The sequence below is a fragment of the Sphingobacterium griseoflavum genome (assembly GCF_014653155.1).
GTDB classification, from domain to species: domain Bacteria; phylum Bacteroidota; class Bacteroidia; order Sphingobacteriales; family Sphingobacteriaceae; genus Sphingobacterium; species Sphingobacterium griseoflavum.
In genome coordinates, this window is record NZ_BNAF01000005.1 from 226,783 (window position 1) to 251,614 (window position 24,832).

Here is a 24,832-nt window from a genome sequence, read left to right on the forward strand (position 1 = left end):
GTCGATCAATGATCTTTTTGGACGGCTTTTTTTTGCTTTATTCTCGCTCGGGGTCTCGTACCATCAATGCCATTCGTCGCGGCCTAACATCTTTCTGTTTGTGATTTCTACCGTATCTTGCATCGCATCAATCTTGCGCTTGCTATCAAGTTTGGGTTGTCCGGCGTCTACCCACGCCGAGAACCAATAGCATCCAATTCGTCGGATCGATGCCCGCATTCTACGTTCGACCATTCCTTGCATACGGTGGTGATACGCTTTGGTGTAGGCGTCAGAATAGGTATACATCAGCATATTGTTGCGGTGTATGTAGCTGCGCTGCTGATCTTTCGGGAATTCTTGAGCAAGCTGCCGTTCGATAGCAAGTACAGCCGCTACGCGCTCATGGCTCTCTCTAACGATGAGCCAAGCGGTATCTAGGGGGCTTTTGATGTAGGTGGCCTTACCGACCAACAGCTTGTAGCGGCTGGCAAACATTTCCGGAATGCGGCTTTCCCAAAAGGCATGGATACCAATTTGCCCAGTATATTGGCCGTTGTAGTTTCGCGTTGTATGTAGTGGCACATGGGCGTCGGCCAGGTAGTGGCCAAGGTCGGCAGAATGTCGGATGATGCCTTGCACGCTTTGTTCGCGAAATGCTTTGACCAGCTTTTGGTAGGTAAGATGGATCTGCCAAGGGATAATACCATGCGCGCGTAGTTGACGCTCCTGGTATTTTTCTTTAGCTTTTGACCAATGGATCGGTATGGAATCGATCTGTCCGCTATCGTAGTCGTCGATATCAATATAATGACGTGGAGATTCTAACGTGTCGACGTAACATCGTTTGTCTGGATCGACAGCTTTTTCTGTAACAAGGTGGATGTTCTTTTTGTAAAACGCTGCTAGCTCCGTGGGGAGTGTGTGTACGGCATGCCGATTGATAAGCTTATGGGCAAAAAATCCCCAAGAGGAAAGCAATAGGATCAAGGGTATGCTTAGGAAGCATGTTATTTTATACATAATTGGTTTGCTTATTCCCATTAAATTTAAGCAAAATTCTGTAAATCTCCTCTTTTGTTACATCCGTTTTAGGTTTAAAATTTGTACTTTGGAGCGGAGAAAAAAAGCAGTTATGAAAATACTCTACGCGGTTCAGGGTACGGGAAACGGGCATTTATGCCGTGCCTTGGACATCATTCCGATTTTGCAGGAGCTGGGTGAAGTTGATGTGCTGGTCAGCGGTATACAGGCAGACATCCAACTGCCTTTTGAGGTGAAATATCGGCTACACGGCTTAAGCTTTATTTTCGGTAAGTCGGGCGGTGTGGATTTATGGCGTACCTTTATGAGTTCTACGGTACGCAAGTTTGTACAGGAAATCAATCAGCTTCCGGTAGAACAGTACGATTTGGTAATCAATGATTTTGAGCCTATTTCTGCTTGGGCTTGCCAAACCCGCGACGTGCCCTGTATTGGCTTGAGCCATCAAATTGGCGCCTTGGATGCGGCTAGCCCGAAACCCGATGAAAAGGATATGTTGGGTAAGTTTATCATGAAAAACTACGCGCCTGCGAGCAGTTCTTATGGCTTTCACTTTAAGGCTTACAGTAAGAATGTTTTCACACCGGTCATCCGGCAATCTATCCGGCAACTGGAACCAAAAGATTTGGGACATTACACCGTCTACTTGCCCTCTTATGACGATGCGCATCTATTGAAACATTTGTCGAAGTTTCCGGATATTCAGTGGGACGTATACTCCAAACATAACAAGAGGCAGTTTACATTGAAAAATGTGACCATTAACCCGATTCAGAGCGACAGCTTTGTGAAGAGCATGGCCGATGCAGCGGGGGTCTTATGTGGTGCTGGTTTCGAAACGCCGGCGGAGGCGCTGTATCTGGGTAAAAAGCTACTGGTAGTACCCATGAAAAATCAATATGAACAACATCTTAATGCAGCAGCTTTAGAGCAGATGGGTGTGCCGGTGATAAACAGTCTGAAGCGAAAATATGAATATGCCATGGAGGCGTGGTTAAATAGTAAAAATAAAGTGCGTGTCGACTACCCCGACGAAACGCGGGAGATCGTGACAAAAATTGTAGAAAAACATAAGTAAAAAATATGAAGAAGATTGGATATGGCGTATTGGCATTGGCCCTGATACAGACTGCAGCGGGACATGCGCAGGATCTGAAATCGGCTGGTGATTCGGTGTCTTACGCTCTTGGTATTGATGTGGGATCGTCTTTGGCGAGCAATGGAGTGAATATCCGTCCGGAAAGCTTTTTAAAAGGCTTGAATGACGGTGTGAAAGGTGCTGACAGGTTGATCGGCCAGGAAGAAGGTATCCGCATTATTAAAGCGGCTTTTGCAAAAGCCGCAGAAGAGAAAGCGAGCCTGCTGAAAAAAGAAGAAACGACTTTTTTTGAAAGCATAAAAAATAAGGCCGAGGTGAAGCACCTCAGCGACGGCCTCTACTATGAGGTGTTGAAAGAAGGTAGCGGTGCAAAACCAACGGCTACCGACGAGGTGACGGTTCACTACAAAGGGGCATTGGCTAATGGAAAGGTGTTTGATAGTTCCTATGAAAGGGGAGAGCCGATAGATCTAGGGTTGGACCGCGTGATAAAAGGATGGCAAATGGGGATTCCTTTGATGTCGGTAGGATCTAAATACAGGCTGTATATTCCATCGGAGCTGGGCTATGGTGAGCGCGGAGCTGGAGGCGATATTCCCCCCTACAGCGCATTGGTGTTTGAGATCGAGTTGTTAGGAATAAAGGATAATAATGCAGTTAACTAGACTGGGCAGTTCCTCGTTGATGGTGTCGCCGGTCGGCCTTGGTGGCATGTCGCTGAAGGGCGGCACGACAAAGCATAATACCGAAATCTTGCTACAGGCCGTAGACGCGGGCATCAATTATTTTGATACAGCCGATCTCTATGAGCGTGGCATGAATGAAGAACTGATCGGTCAGGCGCTTCGTTCAGTACGTGATCAAGTAGTTATTGCGACGAAAGTTGGTAATCAATGGCGTTCGGATGGCAGCACTTGGGACTGGAAAGCGTCGAAGCCCTACATCATCAAGGCTGTGGAAGCATCGCTTTCGCGGCTACGCACTGATCGTATTGATCTTTATCAGTTGCATGGCGGCACTATTGACGATCCTATTGAAGAAATCATTGAAGCCTTTGAAGAACTTGTCAACGCCGGGAAGATACGCTACTATGGTTTATCCTCTATTCGACCCAACGTGATCGGTGCTTATGCCGAAAAGTCAAACATCGTGAGTGTAATGATGCAGTATAGCCTGCTTGATAGGCGACCGGAAGATGTTTTTTCAATGTTGCAGAAAAATGGGATTGGCCTGATTAGTCGCGGCGCACTGACGCAAGGCTTGTTGATCGATAAGCCCTTGGAGCAATATCTGCAGTTGACGTCCAGTGAGGTGGGACATGCCAAACGCAGTGTAGAGCGATTGGCGCAAAAGTTGGGTGTGTCCACGTTGCAGGTGTTACTTTCCTATGTGCTGAGCCAAGATGTCGTAGATGTAGCGGTAGTAGGTGTACGTACGTTGGCACAAATAAGGGATCTGCAAGCGGCGAGCCAAAAACTAATGCCATTCTCTTCAGCCGCATTGGCCGACTTGACTAGCGGTTTGCGACGTTTAGCGTATATGGAGCACCGATAAGCTATTTCTTATCCTATATCAATGCGGGGGCGACGTTTTTGAAGCATATTTGTATTGTAATTAACAAAAGAAAGGTTTACTTATGGCAAATTATGTATTTCATGCGGCCGCAAGTCGCGGATATGCCGATCACGGATGGCTACGTTCTAAGCACACGTTTAGCTTTGCCAACTATTTCAATCCCGAGCGAATGAACTTCGGCGCCTTACGCGTCTTAAACGATGATCAGGTGGCAGCAGGTATGGGCTTCGGTGCGCATCCGCACCATAATATGGAGATTATTTCCATCCCCTTGCAGGGCGATCTAGAGCATAAAGACAGCATGGGCAACGTGGAGGTGATTCGCCATGGCGATGTGCAGGTGATGAGCGCCGGATCGGGGATTACCCATAGTGAATACAATAAAAACAAAGATCAAGAGGTTCGTTTTTTGCAAATTTGGATCATACCGAACGCAACAAATGTGGAACCTCGATATGATCAGCTGACCTTGGATGCCAAGGACAGGCATAATACCATACAGCAGGTCATCTCGCCTTCGCCTGATGACGAAGGTCTTTGGTTGCATCAGGAAGCGTGGTTCAGCTTGGCACATTTCGATGTGGGGCAGGAGCAGGTTTACAGCTTCAAAGGAAAAGGCACTGGTTTATACGTGTTTACCTTAAGTGGAACGATAGAAGTGGATGGACGGATATTGGCAGACAGAGATGGACTCGGCATTACGGATGCGCAACAGATAAGCATCAGGGCCACGGCCGATGCGGAGTTCCTGTTGATGGAAGTGCCCTTGATCTAACGCTATCCTATCCCAAAGAAAAAGCGTAGCAGATGGTCTTAACTGCTACGCTTTTTTTAACCGGTTTTTTCTTCACCTAAGCCAATACGAACTGCACATCGGCATGGAAGCGTACTTCTTCACTGACCATCACGCCTCCAGTTTCCAGCGCCGCATTCCAAGTCAATCCAAAATCTTGGCGATTTATTTTTCCAGAGACGGTGTATCCGGCTTTCTTATTGCCCCATGGATCTTTCGCCAGACCACCAAACTCAGCAGTGAACACCGCAGGTTTAGTAACGCCTTTAATTGTCAAATCACCCTGCAGAGTAAATTCATCATCGTCAACCTTTGTGATCTCTGTGGAAGTGAAGGTGATATCGGGGTATGTCGAGGAATTGAAAAACTCGTCACTTTTCAAATGTTGGTCACGCGGCTCATTTTTAGTTGTAATTGAATTGGTCTTTATTTCAACCGTAACTTGTGCGCCGGTCAGGTCGGCCGACTGCGTGTCAACCGTGACATTGAAGTCTTGAAACTGTCCTTTGACATTGGATATCATCATGTGTTTGACTTTGAATTCAAGCTCACTGTGCGCTTTATCTAAATTCCATGTTGCCATAATCTTATTGTGTTTTCTGTTTTTAATGATGAATCAAATTTCATGCATAAAATTTACGAGTGCATTGATGTAGGATAAGAAAATTGCATACCGTACTAGTTCTTCACCTGCATTTGTTTGACTAAGATACTGTTATGTAGATTAACTAAGTGATAGAGATAACGACTTTTTTACAAAAGGAGTGACATGCACTAAGATGATTAATTCCTGTTCGTTATGTCCAGTGTTTGATTCATCCATCGGAAGGCTGTCAATGCTTGATCCAACTGTTGCCGCGTATGGGTGGCCATCATCGACATCCGGATACGGGCGTCTTTTTTTGCTACGGCGGGATACATAATACAATTGGCATATATTCCGTGCTGAAATAGTATGTTGGTGGCTTTTGCCGTTAATGCAGGATCACCAATTTTCACAGGGATAACGGCAGACTCCGTTTTGCCGATATCAAAACCCATCGCAAGTAGCCCATTTTTGTAGTAGGCAATGTTATGCCAGAGTTTTTCCATCCAAATCGGCTCTTCATCCAAGAGTTCGATCGCGCGGAGGGCAGAATACGCGAGCGATGGTGGCATCGTTACGGAAAAAAGGTGTTGCCGCGACTGGAATTTAAGCAAACGTATGATCTCAGGCGTTGCCACAACGTAACCGCCTAGACTGGCAAAAGCTTTACTAAATACGCCAGTAATAATGATGTCGTCTTCTGCCAGCAGGCCTTCTTTCTCCAATACCCCACGTCCGGTTTTGCCGTGCACCCCGACGCCATGGGCGTCGTCAATAAGGAGGTATGCCCCATAACGCCTAACGAGTGTCAAGATATCTTTAATACGTGCCAAGTCGCCATCCTGCGAATAAACCCCGTCGATAATCACAAATTTATTTCGATAGATGTTTTGATAACGCTTCAAAATGTCTTCCAGATGTTCGATATTGTTGTGTTGAAAAGTCTTTATGTTGGTGTTTAGGCAACCCTCGTAAATGCTTGCGTGTACGCCCATATCCAAAATGGCAATGTCCTCCTTTTTTAATAAAGCCTGTATTGTAGCGCTGTTTGCGGTGTAACCCGTTGTGTAGAGCATTGCTGTTTTGCGTCCGAAAAAGCCTGCGATTTTTTCTTCTAGTTCTTGATGATAGCTATAGTGTCCTCCGATAGCGGGTGATGCACCTGCCCCCGTCCCGAACTTTAGAATGCCAGCTATAGCGGCTTCTCTGATTTTGGCGTGCTGTGTGAAACCTAAATAATCGTTTGATACAAAGTTGACATAACCGCCCTCTTTAACCATGGCGTTACCTTTTAGATACAATGCGTTTGCACATCCTGTTTTGTTTTCCAGCCGGTAGTTAAGCCTGCCGTTCGCGTCGAGGTAATTTAGGAAGTCGTCAAAAGCTTCTGCCCGTTGCGTTATCGACGCACCAGCAATATTTTCGAAGTCCTTGAAGGTTAATTTTGGATAGTCGGTTTTTTTGATCATGATTCGTGAGTTCTCAATGTTGCCTGGGAAATCTTACAACAAATTACAGCTTTTTATTGAAATTATAGGGCTGGAATCATAAATTGAGAACAGTTTTTTTATTAGCAGCCAATTGACAATCGCTATTTAACCTTAGCAAACGTATGCGAGGGAGCGCTCGGCATTTCAATCCATTTTTTTAAAAAAATACTAGCGAAAATTTATCAAAAATTTTGACGATATTACGTTTAATGCATATACTTGTCTAAGCTTTATTACAAATTATGAAACCTATTTTTTTGTTGACCATCACGTTCGTTCTATTTATCACGACATGGAACGTAAACACGGACAGTATGCCCGAGCTAGCAGCATTGACTGCTGTTTTTTTTCTGTTTTTTATTTACGTTATGCGCTTGCTGCGACGCATGCAGGCTGCTGAAAAAGGACGATGATCATGCGATCAAATCGATATCAGTAGATATAGTAGCACCGCAAGTAACGATCCTATAATTGGGCCTACCACCGGTACCCAAGCATAGGCTATGTCAAAATTCGATTTGTTCTTAATTGGCAGTAAGGTATGTACAATTCGTGGCCCTAGATCGCGTGCTGGATTGATTGCATAACCCGTTGTGCCTCCCAAAGAAAGACCGATGACCCAAACGAGAAACGCGACGGGAATAGCGCCAATGGAGCCTAAGCCTATTGGCGTCTTGTCGCTCATCATCGGTTCCGTAAAATGGAGGATAGTAAAAATGAGCACGAACGTGCCGATAATCTCGCTGATCAGGTTGATCGGAAGATTTCGGATGGCTGGCGCCGTGCAGAAAACCGCCTGCTTTGTAGCTGCGTCTTCCGTGCGCCCAAAATGATCCTTATATACCAGCCAAACGAGCGCCGCGCCGAGCATGGCTCCGATAAATTGGGCGGCAATATACATCATCGATGTTTGGACGTCGAGTTTACCCAGCACGAGGTTGGCCAGGGTTACCGCACAATTAAGATGCGCACCACTGTACGGGCCTGCAATGGTGACACCAACAAAAACGGCCATTGCCCAAGCGGTACTGATTACCATCCAACCTGCGTTGTGGCCCTTGGTATCTTTGAGCACCACATTGGCCACCACGCCGCCGCCTAACAAAATCATGGCACCGGTACCGATAAGCTCTGCAAAAAATGGGGTCATAATGTATAATTTATCGTGTGTATACTAAGCGTTATAATTCGCCCAAAATTTAACGGTCTCTGTGGCTCGTTTCCACTCGTGAAGCTGGGATTCATGATTTTTCTTGGGATCGAAACGGAACGTTTTGTCTTCTTTCCAAAGACGCTTCAGCTGTCCGATATCTTCCCAAAAGCCAACCGCCAATCCGGCTAAATAAGCCGCACCAAGAGCGGTAGTTTCTGTAATAGCTGGCCGCACAACATTGGTTTTTAGAATATCTGCTTGGAATTGCATCAAGAAGTCGTTTTGAGTCGCTCCTCCATCGACACGTAGTTCTTTTATAGTAGATGGAGCGTCTTTCTCCATGGCTTGGAGGATATCATAGGTTTGATACGCTATGCTTTCCAACGCCGCGCGCGCGATATGACTGTCATTGGAACCACGGGATAGGCCCACCACGATACCCCGAGCCTCTGCGTTCCAATGTGGCGCTCCTAATCCCGAAAATGCAGGGATCAGATATACGCCTTCTGTATCGGAAACTTTCGATGCTAAGTCCTCGATGTCCCTCGCATGACGGATAATGCCGAGCTCATCTCTTAGCCATTGTACCACCGCACCGCCAATAAAAATACTTCCTTCTAGTGCATATTGCACCTGCTCGCCGATTTTCCAAGCTACAGTTGTCACCAGCTTATGGGTTGAGATTACGGGCTTGTCTCCGATATTCATCAATATGAAGCAGCCCGTGCCGTAAGTATTCTTTACCATGCCCTCTTGCGTGCACAATTGTCCAAAAAGTGCGGCCTGTTGATCGCCTGCGATCCCGGCAATCGGAATAGAGCGGCTGCCCAGTTCGGTGCTCGTTTCGCCGTATACCTCGGAGCTACTTCGAACTTCGGGAAGCATAGATACCGGAATGTCAAATATATCGAGCAGTTCTTTGTCCCATTCTAAGCTGTGGATGTTGAAGAGTAGTGTACGCGACGCATTGGTGACGTCGGTGATATGTTTTTTTCCATCGGTAAGATTATAAACAAGCCAAGTATCGATCGTGCCAAAGGCAAGATCTCCTCGCTCCGCCAGACTTCGCGCGCCTTCCACATGGTTCAGTATCCAATTTATTTTTGAAGCAGAAAAATACGAGTCGATCAGCAAACCTGTCTTTTCCTGTATAAGCTTGTCTAAACCTTTTGCAGCGATAGATTGGCAGTATTCGGCCGTACGGCGATCTTGCCACACAATGGCATTGTAAATTGGTTCGCCGGTCTTTTTGTTCCATACAACCGTCGTTTCCCGTTGATTGGTGATGCCGATCGCTTTTATTTCATCCAGCTTTATTTTAGATTGCGCGATGACCTCGGTTAATACGGCCAGCTGCGTGGACCAGATTTCTTTCGCATTATGCTCCACCCAACCCGATCTGGGAAAGATCTGTGTAAATTCCTTTTGTGCAATATTTTCAATCTGTCCCTCTTTATCAAATAGGATAGCTCGTGAACTGGTGGTGCCTTGGTCCAATGCTAAAATAAACTCTTTTTTCATGCTTTGCGGGTTATAGAATACTTATTATCTCATTTAAATGCTGTATTTGTCGACGAGCTCTCTGTAGGTGCTGAGTTCCTTTTCGATCCAAGCTTGGTCATGACCTAGCTGCGCAGCCATCGTGCTGGCAACTACTGGCGCGGCCTCCCACGAAGCTTCTGCATCCAACAGCAATAACCGGATGCGCCTGGCTAAAAAATCTTCGACTTTACAAGCCATCTCGTTCTGCACGGCCCAGACCACTTCTGCCAAACGGAAATCGTATTTTGGATGGATTTTCTGCGCAAGATCCTCGTTGCTGCTCATCAGCTCCTTTATTGCAGCAAAATCTGATCCATATACCTGCCAATGTCCTGGCAGCTTTTCCAAACTATAGCCGTGCAGGTGCAGTTTATGTGTTTTGCAGGCCTCAGGTGGCAAATGGTGCTTTTTGGCAACAAGATCAACCGTTTCTTCACCCATCTTGCGATAGGTAGTCCATTTCCCGCCCGTGATAGTGATAAGCCCAGATGAGCTTTCTATCAACTTGTGATCTCGCGAAATTTCCTTTGTACTGTTGCCCTCACCACTTTTAGGTGCCGCTAAAGGTCTGAGACCGGCGAATATGCTTTTGATATCCGCTCTGGTCGGGGGGGATACGAGGTAATCTTTCGCCGTGTCCAATATAAAGTCCAGCTCTTCTTCTAAGGGGCGAGGCTCAATTTGGTGGGCATTCAGCGGTGTATCTGTGGTTCCTAGTAACACTTTATCATGCCAAGGTACACCAAAAAGCACACGGCCGTCGCTCGTTTCAGGAATCATCAATGCGTCATGATCGCCTAAAAAGCTTTTGTCGATAACGATATGGGAGCCTTGACTGGGACGTACCAAATTCTGGTGGTGTATGCTGTCCATCTTTAAGATATCGTCGACAAATACGCCCGTAGCATTCACGACTGCTTTTGTATGTACCTGATAGGTTTTTCCACCGATATTGTCGACAAACTGTAGGCCACTGACATAGCCCTGTGCATTCTTAATTATGCTCGTTACTTGGCTGTAATTTAATACGGTTGCACCTTGCTCTTGAGCTGTCTGCGCCAAATTGATAGCCAGTCGCGCATCGTCAAATTGTCCGTCATAATAACGTATGCCTCCCTGTAAACCTGCTGTCTTAATTTTCGGCAAACTATCGACCACTTGTGTCTTATTCAGTAAGGTAGATTTTCCAATACGCAGTTTGCCAGCCATCCAATCGTATATCTTTAAGCCGATCAGATATTTCATTTTGCTGAAAAATGAATAGGAAGGGATGACGAAGCTTTGCACGACAGATACGTGTGGTGCGTTTTTAAAAATTAGTCCACGCTCCTTTAATGCAGAAAAAACTAGCTTTAAATCCCCATTAGCCAAATACCGAACACCGCCATGAACAAGCTTGGTGCTTTTACTGGAGGTTCCCTTTGCGAAATCATACTGCTCGAGCAATAGGGTTTTGTAACCTCTCGACGCAGCATCAACAGCTATCCCCAAACCTGTTGCCCCACCCCCGATGACAACAATATCCCATAATTTGTCCGCTGAAAGGCTTTTTATGGCTTCGTTTCTCGTCATATTCATGCTGATATATTTCGTTAATTTTTCTTTATGTGTAAATTTAACAAAAAACGTAAACAAACGAAGCTTTTTGAAATATTTAATCAGCGATTGACGTCTTATGCTGGAAATACGTATCTTGTCGCTATGAACAATGTAGAACGGCACCAATATATCATCCGCCGGATTGCCGAAGAAGGCCATGTTGCGGTAGTAGATTTGTGTAAAGCGTTGAAGGTCTCGTCTGTCACCATCCGTAAAGACCTGCAGTTTTTGGAGGATGAGATGTTGCTATCCCGCACACATGGAGGAGCTACCGGCGTAAATCCTTATCAAAAAGATCGAACCATTAATGAGAAGGTGCAGTTGCATGCCGACGCAAAAAAGCGTATAGGGATGGAGGCGGCAAAGCTGGTTGAGCCTAACGACTCTATTATTATTGCGTCCGGAACGACAATGCAGTTTTTTGCGAGAGAGATTGTGCCGCAAGGTGGGCTTACCGTTATTACTTCGGCAATCAATGTAACGATGGAACTGATTAAGCATGAGGAGGTCGAGGTCATTCAATTGGGTGGGGCAGTGCGCAAGACTTCATCCTCTGTCATGGGAAGTTATGCGGAGGAATTATTGGCCGATTTTTTTTGTTCAAAATTATTTTTGGGTGTCGATGGTATCGATGCTGATTTTGGAATTACAACAACCAATGCGCAAGAAGCACTATTAAACCGTAAGATGATGGAGGCGGCCCATCAAGTCATCGTGCTGGCCGACTCTTCCAAATTTGATCGAAAAAGCCTTGGAAAAATCGCTGCTTTAGCTAAAATAGACATGTTGATCAGCGACGCTATCCCGGTAAAATATCAACAATTTTGTGACAATTTTGGTATTGATTATAGATTTTGTTAACTTTAAAGTATAATCTTATACTAGCTACTAGAAAATGAAAGAAAACAACACTTCAAGACGTGATTTCTTAAAAAAGACGTTGATTGGAGCTGCGGCGTTCAGCATTGTGCCTAGGCACGTTTTGGGCGGTAACGGTTTTTTGGCTCCCAGCGACCATTTAACTAAAGGTGTAATCGGTGTAGGCTCGATGGGTCGTGGGCACTTTGCGTATGCCGGAACCAAGACGGTGGCCATATGTGACGTGGATACTCGTCATTTAGCCATAGCCCAAAAGGACCTAGGCGGTGGAATTAAGGAGCATCATGACTACCGCGAGCTTATTCAAAACCCAGCCGTGGATATTGTGCACATTGCCACGCCTCCCCACTGGCACGGCATCATGGCTGTGGAAGCTGCACGATCAGGTAAAGATATATGGTGCGAAAAGCCGATGACGCGCACAATAGGGGAAGGAAAGAAAGTAAAGGAGGCCATTGCCCAACACGGCAATATCTTCCGCTTGAATACTTGGTTTCGTTTTGATGCCAACTTCTATGGCATGAACGTGCCGGTAAAAAAAATTAAGAAATTGGTGGATACCGGCATGATGGGCTGGCCACTAAAAGTGACAATCAGCAAGCATACAGGTTTTGACTGGAAGTTTTACTGGGTAGGAAAAGAGAACCTTCCTGTGGAACAGGCTCCAAAGGAATTGGACTACGATATGTGGCTGGGACCAGCGCCTTATAAACCCTACAGTACACATCGCGTCCACACGACATTCAGGGGATATTGGGATTATGATGGCGGTGGTCTTGGCGATATGGGTCAGCATTACTTGGATCCCGTGCAGTATTTTTTGGGTAAGGATCAGGAAAGTCCGGTGAAGATTGAGGTCGATGCTCCCCAGCAGCATTTTGATGCGGTGGGTACTTGGCGCAAGATTACCTACACCTATGCTGATGGTTGCCAGATAATCTTGGATGGTGCCGGCACCGAAGAAGGTCAGGCCTATATCGATGGCCCGAAAGGAAAGCTGTACAAAGGTTTCGTTTCGGATATACCTGATTTGGAGCGCAAGCTTTCGCAATACCCTGAACCTGCTGCGCAGGTCACCGACTTTGTGGAAGCTTGTCGGACGCGGCAGAAGTTTGCCTTGAATGAACAGAACGGCTATTACTCGGCCACGTTGGTCAACTTAGGTCTCGCTGCTTTACGTTTGAACCGTACGTTACACTTTGATTCCGACAAACAAGAATTCGTGAACGACGAAGGAGCCAATAGACTGATCAATCAACCGATGCGTGGACCGTGGACTATCTAACCAACAGAGAAAATGAAAAAAGTATTTAATACGTTGTCCGTTTTGCTTATCCTGCAAGGAGCAGCTTACGCACAGCAGCCATCCAATAGAACATCAGTCACTAAGATTGCCGATGTGTTGGCACAACAACCTGCCGAAGAACAGGTGAAGTTTATTGCAGCAATGGATGAGTTGGAGGCGTTTACTTCCGATGATATCACGAACTTGTTGATGGGCCTGAAGGGCAATAGTGCAGAAAATATTCCGATTACCTATGCTGCGAATTCCTATGGCTTCTATGTGATGCAGCCGCGTAAAGAAACGGCTCGTCTCCAGTTTTCGCAGGGTCTGATTCAGGCGCTTGATCGCTTGCAGGACAAGCAGCACAAGGCTTTTGTATTGCAATTGCTGAAGCAGGCTGCAAAAAACGAAGCGATCGCCGCCATCGTGCCCTACCTTAGCGACAGCGACCTGGTAGACAAGGCAGCACTCGCCTTAAATGGCATTCGTACAGCAGAATCTGCGAAAGCGCTGTCTGATGCCCTGCAAAAAGCCGATTCGGAAAAGACAACGACCGCATTGATAGCCGCCTTGGGTGATTTGCGCTCGAAAAGTGACGAGGATGCGATCATTGCCAGCTTAGGCCGCTATGATAGCGAAAATTTTCAGCGCACAGTATACACCGCGCTGAGCAAGATCGGTGGTGCTAAATCCGCGCCTGTGCTGTTGAGCAAGTTAAAGGCGGTGAACTACAGCTTTGACAAAACAAATATTGGCGGACTGACGCTTGACTATGCGCAGCAGCTGTTGCGCGAAGGTAACGATCGCTTGGCGCTATCGGTGGCCAACGCCGTTATGAAGGGAGCCACTGGCGCACAAGCGACGACGCTGCAGGTGGGTGCCCTCAGTCTGTTGATGGATGCGAATCCGCAAAAAGCAAAGAAACAGCTGATGAAAGCGGCGACCTCGGACAATGCGTTGTATCGCAACAGTGCTTTGTCATTATTGAGGGAGCAAGCGACACCTGCAGACAACAAGAAGCTCATTGCGATGCTAAAAACGGCTTCGCCAGAGGTGCAGGAAAGCATATTCAACTATTTGGCAAAAACAGGGGATGCAACAGATTTGGCAGCCCTACAGGCAAGCTTGCCTCAAATGAAGGATACGCAAGCCAAAATTGCGGGCTTAACGGCTTTATCGTCGCTCGGTAAGGAATCTAATGCAGCCTTTCTTATCCAATCCGTAAAAGGAGCGGATGAGCCTACTGCACAGGCGATTTCGGGCCTGTTACTCTCCAGTCGGGATCCGCAAACGGTGGCTCTGATCGATGCTGCATTGTCATCCGCCGATGCGAAAACGCAATTGCTGTTGTTGGATATCCTGTCGAAACGGACGGATGCAGCCTCTTCCAAAGTGGTTTTGCCTTTGGTTGCTTCGACAGATCCGCAGGTAAAGCAAGCGGCTTTGAAGGCTTTACCGACAGTGGTACAAGCGGATGACTTTGACACCGTGGTGCAACTGCTTGCGGCAGCGCCGGCAACGGATGCGCCGGCATTGCAAAAGGCCTTGACTTCGGTATTGCAGTCCAGCACAGATCGGGATGCCAAGGTACAGCGATTGGCGGCAAATATTTCCCGTTCGGCAGCACCTTCGGCCGCCAATTACTTTCCGGTTTTTGCGGGCATAGGCGGTGCAGATGCACTGCAGGCAGTGAAGAATTACCTGCCCAATGCGAGCTTGAGAAGGCAAGCGCAGGAGGCTTTGGCCACTTGGTCCAATCCGGAAGTATTGCCTACGTTGATTACCCTCTCTCGGGAAGAAAAAGGAGATGCTTTTGATGCAATTTTCGCCGGTTTGGTTAAACAGGTGAATGCAAGTACCCATACCGCTGAGCAGAAGACCCTATATTTGAAAGATGCTTTTGCATTAGCCCGCAATGTAGCGCAGAAAAAACTGGTGCTGGCTAGCCTACAACAGACGGAAACTTACCAAGCTATGATTTTCGCCGCCCAGTTTCTTGATGATGCTGAACTGAAGGGTGTCGCCACGAACACCGCGATGAGTATCGCGATGGACAATGCGGATTTTACAGGGGCCACTGTACGCTCTATATTGGAAAAAGCGATGGCTAACCTGTCGGGAAGCGAAAGCTCGTACCTGCGGGAAGCTATCGTGCGGCACTTGGCCGAAATGCCGAAATCGGAGGGCTACGTTGCTTTGTTCAACGGGAAGGATCTTTCGGGATGGAAAGGACTAGTGGAAAACCCTATCAAACGGTCTGCAATGTCGGCCAGCGAATTGGCGGCAAAACAGCAAATTGCCGATGAACAGATGCGCCAAAGTTGGAAAGCGGAGAACGGTAGCCTAGTATTCAGTGGACACGGCGACAATATCGCAACAGTCAAGCAATACGGTGATTTTGATCTTTTGGTGGATTGGAAATTGGATCCGAACGGAAAGGAACCTGATGCGGGTATTTACCTACGTGGCACGCCGCAGGTGCAAATATGGGATATATCGCGCACAAATGTAGGGGCTCAGGTAGGATCGGGGGGCTTGTACAACAATCAGAAAAACCCGAAAGATCCGTTGAAAGTGGCCGACAACGCGCTGGGCGAATGGAATACCTTCAAGGTGCGCATGCGCGGCGAAAAGGTATGGGTATGGCTCAATGGCGAACTCGTGGTGGATAGTGTGACCTTGGAGAATTATTGGGACCGTAACCAGACGATCTTCCCAACGGAACAGTTGGAGCTGCAGGCGCACGGATCGCAGGTTTGGTACCGTGATATCTACTTGAAGGAACTTCCTAGAAAAGAGGTCTACAGCTTGTCGGAAGCCGAAAAGAAGGAGGGATTCGACCTGTTGTTTGATGGCACAAACTTGGATAAATGGACAGAGACTTCTGCTTACGAGATTACACCCGAGGGTTTTGTACGCGCAAATCCGGATGCAAAGTTTGGTAAAAACCTATATACCAAAGAGCAGTATGGCGACTTTGTGTATCGCTTTGATTTCAAATTGACGCCGGGAGCAAACAATGGTGTCGGTATCCGCACACCATTAGACGGTGATGCTGCTTATGTGGGCACGGAGATCCAAATTTTGGATAACGATGCGGATATCTATAAAAATCTGAAGGAATATCAATATCATGGCTCGGCCTATGGCATTATCCCGGCGAAGCGTACGGGCATGAAGCCCATAGGGGAATGGAACAGTCAGGAAATACGCCTGAAAGGCGACAAAATTCGGGTAACACTCAATGGCGTCGTGATATTGGATGGTGACTTGGCGCAGGCATCAAAAAATGGTACATTGGACGGTAAAGACCATCCAGGATTGAAAAATGCCCAAGGCCATATCGGATTTCTTGGTCATGGCTCGGAAGTCTTTTTACGTAATATCCGAATAAAAAGATTATAAGGGGCATTAAAATCCTACCAGGAAAAACGTCTCCATGCATGAGCTTGCGCCCATGCATGGAGGCGTTTTCTTTTTGATGGTAAGAATCGTTGCTTAGTAATTTACCGCTAAGCCTACGCCAAAGCCCATGTCGCTATCATAGTGCGTGCGGATACCCATATTTTTGTGGAAGATATAACGCAGGCCGACCATGTACTCGCGGTCGGTATTCCACATAAAACCAGCACGCAATCTTCTAGAAATCGGAATGTCTTCCCGCATAAGCGCTAAGCGTACGATACCATCATGGTAAACCTCGGCCTGCACGTTGATCAGGAACGGTAGGGTATACATGGCCCCGACGCTGACCGCTTGCCGACTGTCTTTCTTATTGGTCTGCCCGAAGATATTGGTCTCGTGCTGGTCCATGCCCAGCTTGCGGTACCGCCAATCGAAGCCGACAAAAGGCATCAACCATTGCATCTTGCCGATATAGCGCCCTACATGGGTCTCGACTTCGTAACCGTGCATGTTGTTGTAGCCCAGTCGCCATTCTGTTCCTATACTCCAACGCGCATTCTGCAGCATGGCCGATCCATCATTGCCGTTACTGGCAAAGTCGTTGTCGGCCATGAAGTGCCACATGTTGCTTTCCTTTTGCAAAGTGGTGTATGCCTTTGCTCTGTTGGCCAGCAACGGGTTTTGGTAGTCGCCCACAGCAAATACGCGGTTCATGCCGGCCATCATATGGTAAAGGATGTGGCAATGGAAAAACCAATCGCCGTCTCGGTTAGCAGTGAATTCAATGGTGTCTGTTTCCATCGGCATAATGTCCAAGACATTTTTCAGTGGTGCGTAGTCGCCATTTTTATTCAGCACCCGGAAGTCAAAACCATGCAGGTGCATGGGGTGCCGCATCATGGAGTTGTTGTACAGTACAATGCGTAGAACTTCACCTTTTTTGATCGGTATCTTGTCTGTTTCGGAGAGCACGCGGTTGTCCATGCTCCATACATAGCGGTTCATATTGCCGGTAAGCTCGAAGCGTAGATTTTTTACGGTTGCGCTGCTATCTAGCGCAGTGGGGCTCGTGGCGCGTAGCATCCCGTAGTTTAGCGTCACCTTGTCTTTTCGTTGGGGCGCGTGTTGTGCATGGGCCTCATGCTTTTCATGGGGGCTTGATGCTGCGGCATGATGCGCATCACTTGCGGATGTGGAGGGCTTGTCTTTTAATTCGGGATACATCACGGCATTCATGTCCATCTGCTGCAGGCTCATTTGCATGCCCATATCGTGCATGTCGCCGTTCATCTTCATCATATCGTTCATCATCTTCATGCCCTCGAAATACTGCAGCCGGGGCAGGCGTGCCGTCAGTTGCCGCCTACCAGATCCGAAAAAAAAGGAGGCCGAGCCGGTACGGTCTTCGGCCGTGGCCAACAGCTCGTAGGCTGTGTTTTGCGCCGGAATATCGAGCACGATATCGTATGTTTCGGAAACGCCAATCAGTAGGCGGTCTACCTCCACTGGCTCCACATCATTGCCATCGTTGGCCACAACGCTGATCTTCCCGCCGGCATAGGTAAGCCAAAAGTAGCTGGATGCGCCGGCATTGGCTATGCGTAGGCGGACTTTATCGCCCGCTTTGAACGAGGCTAGCTGCTGCTCGGCAAGGCCATTGATCAAAAACTTTTCGTAATATACGTCGCTGACGTCCATGGCTTCCATACGCTTCCACTCGTTACGGATTTTGGTTTTGAAGTGTTTGGCTTGGATGGCCTCGGCATAGCTTTGTACCGTATTTTTTTTGATGCTGAACCAATCGTTGCCGGTATGCAGCATGCGATCTACGGTATGCGGACGAAGGTTGGTCCATTCACTTAGCAGCAAGGATAAGCTGGGGATATCATCGATGCCCTTTCTGAAGCTGGGGTCGTCCTCGCGCTTATGAAAAACCATGGAGCCATACATACCAATTTGCTCCTGTAATCCCGAATGGCTATGGTACCAGTAGCTGCCATTTTGGATGATGGGGAAGCGGTAGGTATGCGTTTCGCCGGCAGCAATGGGCTGCTGCGTGAGATGGGGTACACCGTCTTCCTTGTTGGGCAGCCACACGCCATGCCAATGCAGGGAGGTGCTTTCCCGCAGCTGGTTGTGCACAACGATTTCTGCGGTATCGCCTTCCGTGAACGTTAAGGTGGGCATGGGCAATTGTCCGTTGACTGCTATGGCACGCTTTTCTTTTCCCGCAAAGTGAACCAAGGTATCGCGGACGTAAAGTTCATACCGAACCGTCTGCTGCCCCCGCACAGAAAATCCGAGCGCGAGCAGCAACAGCGCAAGAAAACTTGCGCGATAAATACGTAATAACATGGAGATACGTTTAGAGGGTTTCTACCGTTTTTCCACAGCTCAGCATCTGCGCTCCATAGTAGGGGTTTTTGATCCCTGTATCACGGCTTATCCAATAGGCGCCTTTGCCGTCCTGATACATCGGGCAATGCTGATAGTATAGCTTTTCAGATGGACCGGAAGCTTTGAGTACGGTGTAAAGTGAACGGGACAGCTTGTCGAATGCCTGACGCTGTGCGTCAATGGATTTTCCTGCTGTGATGCCTGCAGTTGCTTGCTGCAGTTTCTTTTGTTCACTAGTCCATACCGCTTTTTCTTCCTTGCTGAAGTTCGCTGCCTGCAGTGCGGTCAGGGCTTGGTCGAATTTCTTTGTGGCTTCATTGGCGGCCTTGCTATCGCCTGCAATCAGGGCATCTTTTAGGCGTAAATAGGGAGTTAGAAAGCTGCTCATCGAACTGCTCGCTGTCGCTTCGTGGGCGGTATGCTGCTCACCGCTATCTGCTTGGCTTTGGTTCTCGGCTGGCTTGCTGCCTGTTTCTTCGGCCTGTAGTGTGCGATCATATTGGCAGCAGCTGTGTAGGGCGGCGTAGGTTTCCTCAGGTGCCAAGTAGCGTTCATTGTCGTATCCGGCAAGTGCAATGCGTTTTAAGATGGCCTCTTCAGATGTTTTGTCGCTATCGTAGGTGAGGGTCGCCTCGCCGGTTTTACTATTCCATACGACTAAGGATTCATTGGCTACATCGCCTGCTTTCTCGATAGTAGATTTGCACATGCCGCAGTTTCCGCTGATTTGCACGGTAACCAATTTGCTGTTTTTAATTTGCGCCATAGCGCCGTTAACGGATATTGAAAGGGCTAATAGACCTAATAATGTATATGATTTCATGGTTTTTTGCTTAAAATAATATTGGATAAAATAACATGTCGATCTCTGGTGTTCGCTAATTTAGCACACAACAGAACGCACCTATGGCTAGGCGATATTAATTTTAAGCTATTTTAGGCGGCAACCAAATATGGGTAAATCCCGATTGTGGAATATGTACAGGACGAGAGGCATCGTGATTTAATGAAGGAACTTCCACGTCAAGATCTCGCACGGAAAAAGCAACGATATGCATCGGCATCTTCATGACGGGGCAATGGCAGGATGCATCTTGTTCGCAATCGTTGGGATGGCTATTCTTTTTTGTTTTTGCGCAGCAATCTTTCTCGTTATCTGCATCGGTATGTTGCCCTGCGCAGCAGGCCATGGATGCTTCGTGCGCTGCTTCTTGGCAAGCGGCAGCGTCTAAGGGATAAAAGGATATCCCTAGCAGCACAATCCATATGTAAACCAAGCGTTGTAGCATCTTTGTTAAACAAAGGTAGTTATTTTTAGTAATATGCTGTATAGTGAGCTAGTGCGACTGGGAAAATCTGACATCGGCGTTAAATTTGATAGCGCAGACTATTGTGTTTTCAGTCCTTTCTTTTGAATCCACTTTCCTAGGGTAATGAGCAAGGCTAGCATCACGATAGTACCAAAGGAAATCAAGGCAACATTGATTAAGGTTGTGCCGAAACCGATTTCTTCGATATTCAGAAAAGGATAAGGGTAGAAACCGGAGAAATAACCACGGGTAAGCGCAAATAGTAGGTATAGAATAGGGTAGCATAGCCAGCGGTACACGCGGCTGGGCTCTATTTTACCACTGCGGATAATAAGTAGCCAATACCCCAACATAAAAAGAGGGATAATGCCGTGCAACAGCTGATCGACTATAAAATGTATGCCCTGTGGTTGCCAAAGGTTTTTGAGGACGGTTTGGTAGACGATGCCCACGGTAAGGATGAACGTGCAGATTGCTGTCGCAGCGCTGTCGTTTGAAACAAAATTGAGGGCTCGCATTGGTTTGGCCCAACCGATTGCCGTGAAATGTAGCGCGACCAAGATGTTGGTAAGGATCGTGAAATAGGAGAAAAAGCGAACCAGCGACTCCACCAACAAAACCTCCCGATGAAGCAGCATAATAACAAACTGAGCAAGGAGCGCAAACCATGTTATGCACGCTCCTAAGCGAGCAATTTTTTTTGAGAAAGCCATTTAACGACAAATAGAATAATAGCTAAATGTACGGTTAATTCCAATAAGTTGTATATATACTGGCTGTCGGAAACGTTGTCGACAGCCAGCATATGTTGCTAGTTTTTACACCTTTTTGAGCAGTTTCATGCCGAAGCCCGGGCCACTTGCTGGAATCAATTTTCCTTTTTGCAAACTGTAGCCCGATAAGTCAACGTCGTCAGAGGTGCTGCTCACGCCCTCAATGGTGACCGTATTTCCCAGTCCACCAGCCAAATGAGCGGTATAATAGGTTTTGAGTAGGGATCCCCAAGCATGGGGTGATGCCTGTACGCCAAGCTGTTTCAATTCAGGCATCAGCTTGCGCCAATTGGTAAAGCCCAGTCCCTCGATGTCCGTCAAGTGTACATCCAAGAGCTTTTTCTCGAAGAGCTGCAGCAGCTGCTCCTGGTTCGGGTCGGCCTCCCCGTCGGCCAACAGCGTTGTTATCCCTTCGCTTCCTAGCCATTGGCGCAGTTTGCGGTAGTCGGCTTCCGTTTCGTGAAACGGCTCCTCGATCCAAAAAAGCTTGACACCGGAAATTCCTTTTAAATATTGGATAAAGCGATCCACAGTAAAACCATTATTACCATCCACGAGTATCTCGCAATCGGGAAAGGCTTTGGCTACCGCCTTCGTCACATCGATGTCGCGCTGCAAGCCGGCGTCGGCGGGCATCCATTTATGTCCACGTCCTATCTTCAGCTTAAATTGACGATAGCCCATGGCGTAATCCTCACGACATTCTTCCAGCACCTTGTCTATGCCCGCCGGCTTATCGCGCGGTTCGAGGTCGTCAAAATAGAGCATACCACTGTAGCAGTCGTTGATGATGGGTTGCGCCTGCCCCAGCAAGGCATACACGGGCTTCTGCAGGATAACGCCTGCGAGGTCGTGCAAAGCGATATCGAACGGTATATACCGGGCATCTGTAATACCGATTTGCCGTTGGAATAGTTCGCCGATTTTTTTACCGATCATGGTCTTGGCAATAGGTTCGGCCTCTCTGCGAGATCCGCGCAGCGATGCCCAGCCCATAGCACCCCGATCGGTGTACAGTACACAGATGTCTACCTGTGGCCCATGTCCATGCAAGTCCAACCGCGCATTTTTGCCGACGAGTCTCGGATAATTTAACTGTACCGTAGAAAAACGAATATCTTTTATTCGATGGTAGTCGAGCTCTTTATCAGGAGCTGCGGATAAGTCCAAATCAAAGGGCATGCCCATCAGTTTGGTGTGCGCTAAAGCGGTCGATGCAATGCCTAGATTTAAGGCCTGTAGGAATGTTCTTCTCCTCATAATGGGTTTATATTTGTGATCCGGTTGACGATAGATCACAAGATTAGCACTAAAACGTTTAACTGTCCCTGCTAATATAACATTTTTGGATGAAAAACCGGTTCTGCAGCAATATTTAAACAAAAAATATACCTCAGCTGTTCGTACCAGTCAATGATTGGTTTTGGGCTGCGTGATGGTCATTTCTGTAGGTTTTCGGACTGACGTGGAAATTCCGAATAAAATTTCGTACGAAATGGGACGAAGTACTGAAACCGACCATAGTGGATATCTCATATATTTTAAACTGTGTTTGTCGCAAAAGTTCGGCAGCCTTGTTCAGTCTGGTCATGTTGATGAGCTCATTGGGTGACAGGTTGGACAGCAGTCTGATTTTACGATACAGCGTTGGTCTGCTCATATTCATATAGGCGGCCAATTCGTCAACGCATAATGAGCGAACGGCGATATTTTCTAAGATAAAGAGATTCAATTTAATCAAGAATCCCTTCTCATTTCTGTTGGTTTGTGCAGTTGCGGACGAACGCTGCGGTGATCGGTTATAATGTACGCGGATATTTTGACGATTACGCAGTAGGCTGTTGATCTGCGCAACAAGAAGGTCGGGCAGAAAGGGCTTTTCGAGATATACATCCGCACCATGCTCCAGTCCTTGAATTTTCGATCCCAACGTGTTTTTAGCCGTTAGCATGATAAAGGGTATATGCTGCAATAGCACGTTGCCTTTCACATGCCGGCACAGTTCGAAGCCATCGACAAGTGGCATCATTACATCGCTAACAATAAGGTCAATAGCCGTGCGCTCGATAAGATCAATAGCTGCAGCTCCATCCAAGGCCGTGACGATGTTGTGCCTCTCAGAAAGTACATCTTCCAAGAACTCAACCATGTCTGGATTGTCGTCGACAACCAGTAGCGTGTATTTTACAGGTTTACTTGTTTGCATAGGTTCAGATGAAAGGCGCTTCGACATGTACAGTATAAAGTTGGAGCACAGGTGAACGCCATTAACGCGATCTTGCCAGGTGGCATCCCCGAGCTACTATCTTTTTTTGATAGCTCGAGGATACACCATCTGTTTCGACAGTAGGCAACGCGGCGTGCCTGCATCGGCTCCTTTTCAAGGAGCCTGATAGCGGAACGTTCCCGCCTCGGCAAGTCCGGGTTGCGGCTGATTGTCATGTCCACTTTTGGGGATGAGCCTGAAGTAGCGGAATGCTATTTGGCTAGGAAGCGGGAGGTACTGTGTTTTCCCTTCGATATTTTGCAGCTCAAACTCACCTAAACTTAGCCAAGACTGATCATCGCTGCTAACCTCAATATCCAACTTTTTGATTTTGCGATCACCATTTTTTTGCGCAATGGCAAAGCCATCCACATGCAGTGTTTTGTGCATATCAATCGTAATCCAGTGATCCGGATAGTTTGTTGGATTGGTAGAGTAGCGTGTTATCCAATAAGAGGATAGGTCGTTGTCAATCAAACGGTCGGCAAGTCTAGTATTAACCAGCTCTTCCGAGCTATAGCCAGACACCGACCAATTATCCTTTTTGTAGATTTCACGTAGGCGCTCGCCAGCCGGACGTTTACGTGCTTGGCCAATTTTTGCAGGGACACCAAAATCTGGCGTGCCATCTGCAAACCAATTGAAAGCTTGTATACGTGCATTGCGACCATTATTGCTCCCCCCGTTTGGAAGGCTGCGTGCGTGGTAAATGATCCAATCTTCGGATCCATCGGGTGATTGGAAAAAGCCGTTATGCCCTGGACCATAGGCCCCACTTTCAGCCAACATCGAGAAGACCGGTTCCGATTTTTTTGTCCAATCGCCAGGGTTCATGGGGTCGCCACCTGTTGTTAAACGCAGAAGCCCCAAGCAATAATTGTCTACCCAATATCCGCTGCCGGAGTAGACCACCAAAACTTCTCCCGACGGGTTATGCAGTATCTGCGGCCCCTCATTGATAGGGTTACCGAATTTTTCCCAAGGATATGTAGGAGTTGCGATGCTTACCTTATCGCCCACGATGGTCCAAGGGTTACTCATCTTGGCAATATAGATGTTCTGCGGTGGAGCACCGGCATTGCCGCCAGACCACAGCATGTACATTTGACCGTTATGGTGTAAAATAGTTCCGTCAATAGCCCATTGATTGCTACTGTCGCCCACCTTTCCTTTAAAAACCCATTCTCCTTCCATCGGATTTGCCGAATCGTTTTCCACCACATACATTCTATGGTTAGCGTTACTGCCGTTGTCAGCCGAAAAGTAGATATACCATTTTCCATTGATCTCGTGCAGCTCGGGTGCCCACAGGTTTTTTGAGTATGCCGTTCCTGTCGGAGGAATCCAAGCATCATGACTTTTTGCTAAAGCTAGTTCAGCGATGCGGTCGGTTTCGTAGAGTACCAATTTGCTTCCTTGCGTATAAGTAAAATAATATGTGCCGTTTTTTTGCGTGACCCAAGGATCGGCGCCCCGGGTAAGGATTGGATTGACAAAACTGTCCTCAAGCGTCACCTGCGCCTGCGGATTCAGCCCGTTAAAGTCGCCGATCTTCTCGCAGGAGACGGCGGATAGGAGGGCAAGTACCCCAGCTAGTTTAATCATGGTCTTCTTCATCTATTAAAAAATCTACGGCAATAAAACATGCGTAAGCATT

Annotated in this window: 21 protein-coding genes; 8 read left to right on the top strand and 13 right to left on the bottom strand. The window is 47.4% G+C overall.

The annotated features are described in order from the left end of the window. Positions 1-63: 63 nt before the first annotated feature. Complete coding sequence (locus tag IE165_RS08330; RefSeq protein ID WP_189626144.1) at positions 64-1,002, bottom strand: zinc dependent phospholipase C family protein; 939 nt, start codon at positions 1,000-1,002, stop codon at positions 64-66. A 112-nt stretch (positions 1,003-1,114) separates the two neighbouring features. Here IE165_RS08330 and IE165_RS08335 point away from each other — a divergent pair, with 112 nt between their 5' ends. From IE165_RS08335 to IE165_RS08350, 4 genes are all read left to right on the top strand, one after another. Then, positions 1,115-2,101, top strand: a complete 987-nt coding sequence (locus tag IE165_RS08335) for a glycosyltransferase family protein (RefSeq protein ID WP_189626145.1) — start codon at positions 1,115-1,117, stop codon at positions 2,099-2,101. A 5-nt stretch (positions 2,102-2,106) separates the two neighbouring features. Continuing rightward, on the top strand, positions 2,107-2,787 hold the full coding sequence (gene bamJ / locus IE165_RS08340; RefSeq protein WP_189626146.1) for a BamJ family beta-barrel-assembly machinery protein: 681 nt from the start codon (positions 2,107-2,109) through the stop codon (positions 2,785-2,787). After that, a complete protein-coding gene (locus IE165_RS08345; protein WP_189626147.1) occupies positions 2,774-3,676 on the top strand; it encodes an aldo/keto reductase in 903 nt (300 codons plus the stop codon). The genes bamJ and IE165_RS08345 overlap by 14 nt, the downstream gene beginning before the upstream one ends. Before the next feature lie 82 nt (positions 3,677-3,758). Then, on the top strand, positions 3,759-4,472 hold the full coding sequence (locus tag IE165_RS08350; RefSeq protein WP_189626148.1) for a pirin family protein: 714 nt from the start codon (positions 3,759-3,761) through the stop codon (positions 4,470-4,472). A 76-nt stretch (positions 4,473-4,548) separates the two neighbouring features. Here IE165_RS08350 and IE165_RS08355 read toward each other — a convergent pair whose 3' ends face one another. Then, positions 4,549-5,073 (bottom strand): YceI family protein, encoded by a 525-nt coding sequence (locus tag IE165_RS08355; protein WP_189626149.1) that lies wholly within the window; start codon positions 5,071-5,073, stop codon positions 4,549-4,551. 200 nt (positions 5,074-5,273) lie between these two features. Next, positions 5,274-6,545, bottom strand: coding sequence for an aminotransferase class I/II-fold pyridoxal phosphate-dependent enzyme (locus tag IE165_RS08360; protein ID WP_189626150.1), 1,272 nt, complete (start codon positions 6,543-6,545; stop codon positions 5,274-5,276). A gap of 263 nt (positions 6,546-6,808) precedes the next feature. Between IE165_RS08360 and IE165_RS08365 the strand changes: the two genes are divergently transcribed. Continuing rightward, entirely contained in the window at positions 6,809-6,979 is a 171-nt protein-coding gene (locus IE165_RS08365; protein ID WP_189626151.1) for a hypothetical protein, read from the top strand. An 8-nt stretch (positions 6,980-6,987) separates the two neighbouring features. Here the strand turns inward: IE165_RS08365 and IE165_RS08370 are convergent, their stop codons facing one another. From IE165_RS08370 to IE165_RS08380, 3 genes are read right to left on the bottom strand one after another with little or no spacing between them, the layout of a single operon-like run. Further along, on the bottom strand, positions 6,988-7,716 hold the full coding sequence (locus tag IE165_RS08370; protein WP_189626152.1) for an MIP/aquaporin family protein: 729 nt from the start codon (positions 7,714-7,716) through the stop codon (positions 6,988-6,990). Between the two features lie 24 nt (positions 7,717-7,740). Then, positions 7,741-9,240 (bottom strand): glycerol kinase GlpK, encoded by a 1,500-nt coding sequence (glpK, locus tag IE165_RS08375; RefSeq protein ID WP_189626153.1) that lies wholly within the window; start codon positions 9,238-9,240, stop codon positions 7,741-7,743. A 33-nt stretch (positions 9,241-9,273) separates the two neighbouring features. Further along, positions 9,274-10,833: a glycerol-3-phosphate dehydrogenase/oxidase gene (locus IE165_RS08380; RefSeq protein WP_189626154.1), complete on the bottom strand. Its 1,560-nt coding sequence runs from the start codon at positions 10,831-10,833 to the stop codon at positions 9,274-9,276. Positions 10,834-10,962: 129 nt separating this feature from the next. Between IE165_RS08380 and IE165_RS08385 the strand changes: the two genes are divergently transcribed. From IE165_RS08385 to IE165_RS08395, 3 genes are read left to right on the top strand one after another with little or no spacing between them, the layout of a single operon-like run. Next, entirely contained in the window at positions 10,963-11,721 is a 759-nt protein-coding gene (locus IE165_RS08385; RefSeq protein ID WP_189626155.1) for a DeoR/GlpR family DNA-binding transcription regulator, read from the top strand. 34 nt (positions 11,722-11,755) lie between these two features. Next, the gene (locus IE165_RS08390) at positions 11,756-13,024 is read left to right on the top strand and encodes a Gfo/Idh/MocA family oxidoreductase (protein WP_189626156.1); all 1,269 of its coding nucleotides are present in this window, start codon (positions 11,756-11,758) and stop codon (positions 13,022-13,024) included. 12 nt (positions 13,025-13,036) lie between these two features. Then, positions 13,037-16,429 (top strand): 3-keto-alpha-glucoside-1,2-lyase-like domain-containing protein, encoded by a 3,393-nt coding sequence (locus tag IE165_RS08395; RefSeq protein WP_189626157.1) that lies wholly within the window; start codon positions 13,037-13,039, stop codon positions 16,427-16,429. Positions 16,430-16,522: 93 nt separating this feature from the next. On the opposite strand, the gene IE165_RS08400 is transcribed toward IE165_RS08395, so the two are convergent. From IE165_RS08400 to IE165_RS08430, 7 genes are all read right to left on the bottom strand, one after another. Continuing rightward, on the bottom strand, positions 16,523-18,784 hold the full coding sequence (locus IE165_RS08400) for a multicopper oxidase family protein (protein ID WP_189626158.1): 2,262 nt from the start codon (positions 18,782-18,784) through the stop codon (positions 16,523-16,525). A 10-nt stretch (positions 18,785-18,794) separates the two neighbouring features. Beyond that, positions 18,795-19,649, bottom strand: coding sequence for a DUF3347 domain-containing protein (locus IE165_RS08405; RefSeq protein ID WP_189626159.1), 855 nt, complete (start codon positions 19,647-19,649; stop codon positions 18,795-18,797). 103 nt (positions 19,650-19,752) lie between these two features. Beyond that, positions 19,753-20,115, bottom strand: a complete 363-nt coding sequence (locus tag IE165_RS08410) for a hypothetical protein (protein ID WP_189626160.1) — start codon at positions 20,113-20,115, stop codon at positions 19,753-19,755. Positions 20,116-20,213: 98 nt separating this feature from the next. After that, positions 20,214-20,849: a Pr6Pr family membrane protein gene (locus IE165_RS08415; protein ID WP_189626161.1), complete on the bottom strand. Its 636-nt coding sequence runs from the start codon at positions 20,847-20,849 to the stop codon at positions 20,214-20,216. A gap of 105 nt (positions 20,850-20,954) precedes the next feature. Next, positions 20,955-22,169: an enolase C-terminal domain-like protein gene (locus IE165_RS08420; protein WP_189626162.1), complete on the bottom strand. Its 1,215-nt coding sequence runs from the start codon at positions 22,167-22,169 to the stop codon at positions 20,955-20,957. Positions 22,170-22,302: 133 nt separating this feature from the next. Continuing rightward, a complete protein-coding gene (locus IE165_RS08425; RefSeq protein ID WP_229826457.1) occupies positions 22,303-23,115 on the bottom strand; it encodes a response regulator transcription factor in 813 nt (270 codons plus the stop codon). Between the two features lie 174 nt (positions 23,116-23,289). Beyond that, positions 23,290-24,792 (bottom strand): family 43 glycosylhydrolase, encoded by a 1,503-nt coding sequence (locus IE165_RS08430; RefSeq protein WP_189626164.1) that lies wholly within the window; start codon positions 24,790-24,792, stop codon positions 23,290-23,292. Positions 24,793-24,832 lie beyond the last annotated feature (40 nt).

Coding starts and splice junctions, on each gene's coding strand:
- IE165_RS08335 (WP_189626145.1), top strand. CDS start 1,115: ATGAAAATACTCTACGCGGTTCAGGGTACGGGAAACGGGCATTTATGC.
- IE165_RS08425 (WP_229826457.1), bottom strand. CDS start 23,115: ATGCAAACAAGTAAACCTGTAAAATACACGCTACTGGTTGTCGACGAC.
- IE165_RS08345 (WP_189626147.1), top strand. CDS start 2,774: ATGCAGTTAACTAGACTGGGCAGTTCCTCGTTGATGGTGTCGCCGGTC.
- IE165_RS08410 (WP_189626160.1), bottom strand. CDS start 20,115: ATGCTACAACGCTTGGTTTACATATGGATTGTGCTGCTAGGGATATCC.
- IE165_RS08355 (WP_189626149.1), bottom strand. CDS start 5,073: ATGGCAACATGGAATTTAGATAAAGCGCACAGTGAGCTTGAATTCAAA.
- IE165_RS08400 (WP_189626158.1), bottom strand. CDS start 18,784: ATGTTATTACGTATTTATCGCGCAAGTTTTCTTGCGCTGTTGCTGCTC.
- IE165_RS08415 (WP_189626161.1), bottom strand. CDS start 20,849: ATGGCTTTCTCAAAAAAAATTGCTCGCTTAGGAGCGTGCATAACATGG.
- IE165_RS08390 (WP_189626156.1), top strand. CDS start 11,756: ATGAAAGAAAACAACACTTCAAGACGTGATTTCTTAAAAAAGACGTTG.
- IE165_RS08430 (WP_189626164.1), bottom strand. CDS start 24,792: ATGAAGAAGACCATGATTAAACTAGCTGGGGTACTTGCCCTCCTATCC.
- IE165_RS08360 (WP_189626150.1), bottom strand. CDS start 6,545: ATGATCAAAAAAACCGACTATCCAAAATTAACCTTCAAGGACTTCGAA.
- IE165_RS08405 (WP_189626159.1), bottom strand. CDS start 19,649: ATGAAATCATATACATTATTAGGTCTATTAGCCCTTTCAATATCCGTT.
- IE165_RS08350 (WP_189626148.1), top strand. CDS start 3,759: ATGGCAAATTATGTATTTCATGCGGCCGCAAGTCGCGGATATGCCGAT.
- IE165_RS08330 (WP_189626144.1), bottom strand. CDS start 1,002: ATGTATAAAATAACATGCTTCCTAAGCATACCCTTGATCCTATTGCTT.
- IE165_RS08380 (WP_189626154.1), bottom strand. CDS start 10,833: ATGACGAGAAACGAAGCCATAAAAAGCCTTTCAGCGGACAAATTATGG.
- glpK (WP_189626153.1), bottom strand. CDS start 9,240: ATGAAAAAAGAGTTTATTTTAGCATTGGACCAAGGCACCACCAGTTCA.
- IE165_RS08395 (WP_189626157.1), top strand. CDS start 13,037: ATGAAAAAAGTATTTAATACGTTGTCCGTTTTGCTTATCCTGCAAGGA.
- IE165_RS08365 (WP_189626151.1), top strand. CDS start 6,809: ATGAAACCTATTTTTTTGTTGACCATCACGTTCGTTCTATTTATCACG.
- IE165_RS08420 (WP_189626162.1), bottom strand. CDS start 22,169: ATGAGGAGAAGAACATTCCTACAGGCCTTAAATCTAGGCATTGCATCG.
- IE165_RS08370 (WP_189626152.1), bottom strand. CDS start 7,716: ATGACCCCATTTTTTGCAGAGCTTATCGGTACCGGTGCCATGATTTTG.
- IE165_RS08385 (WP_189626155.1), top strand. CDS start 10,963: ATGAACAATGTAGAACGGCACCAATATATCATCCGCCGGATTGCCGAA.
- bamJ (WP_189626146.1), top strand. CDS start 2,107: ATGAAGAAGATTGGATATGGCGTATTGGCATTGGCCCTGATACAGACT.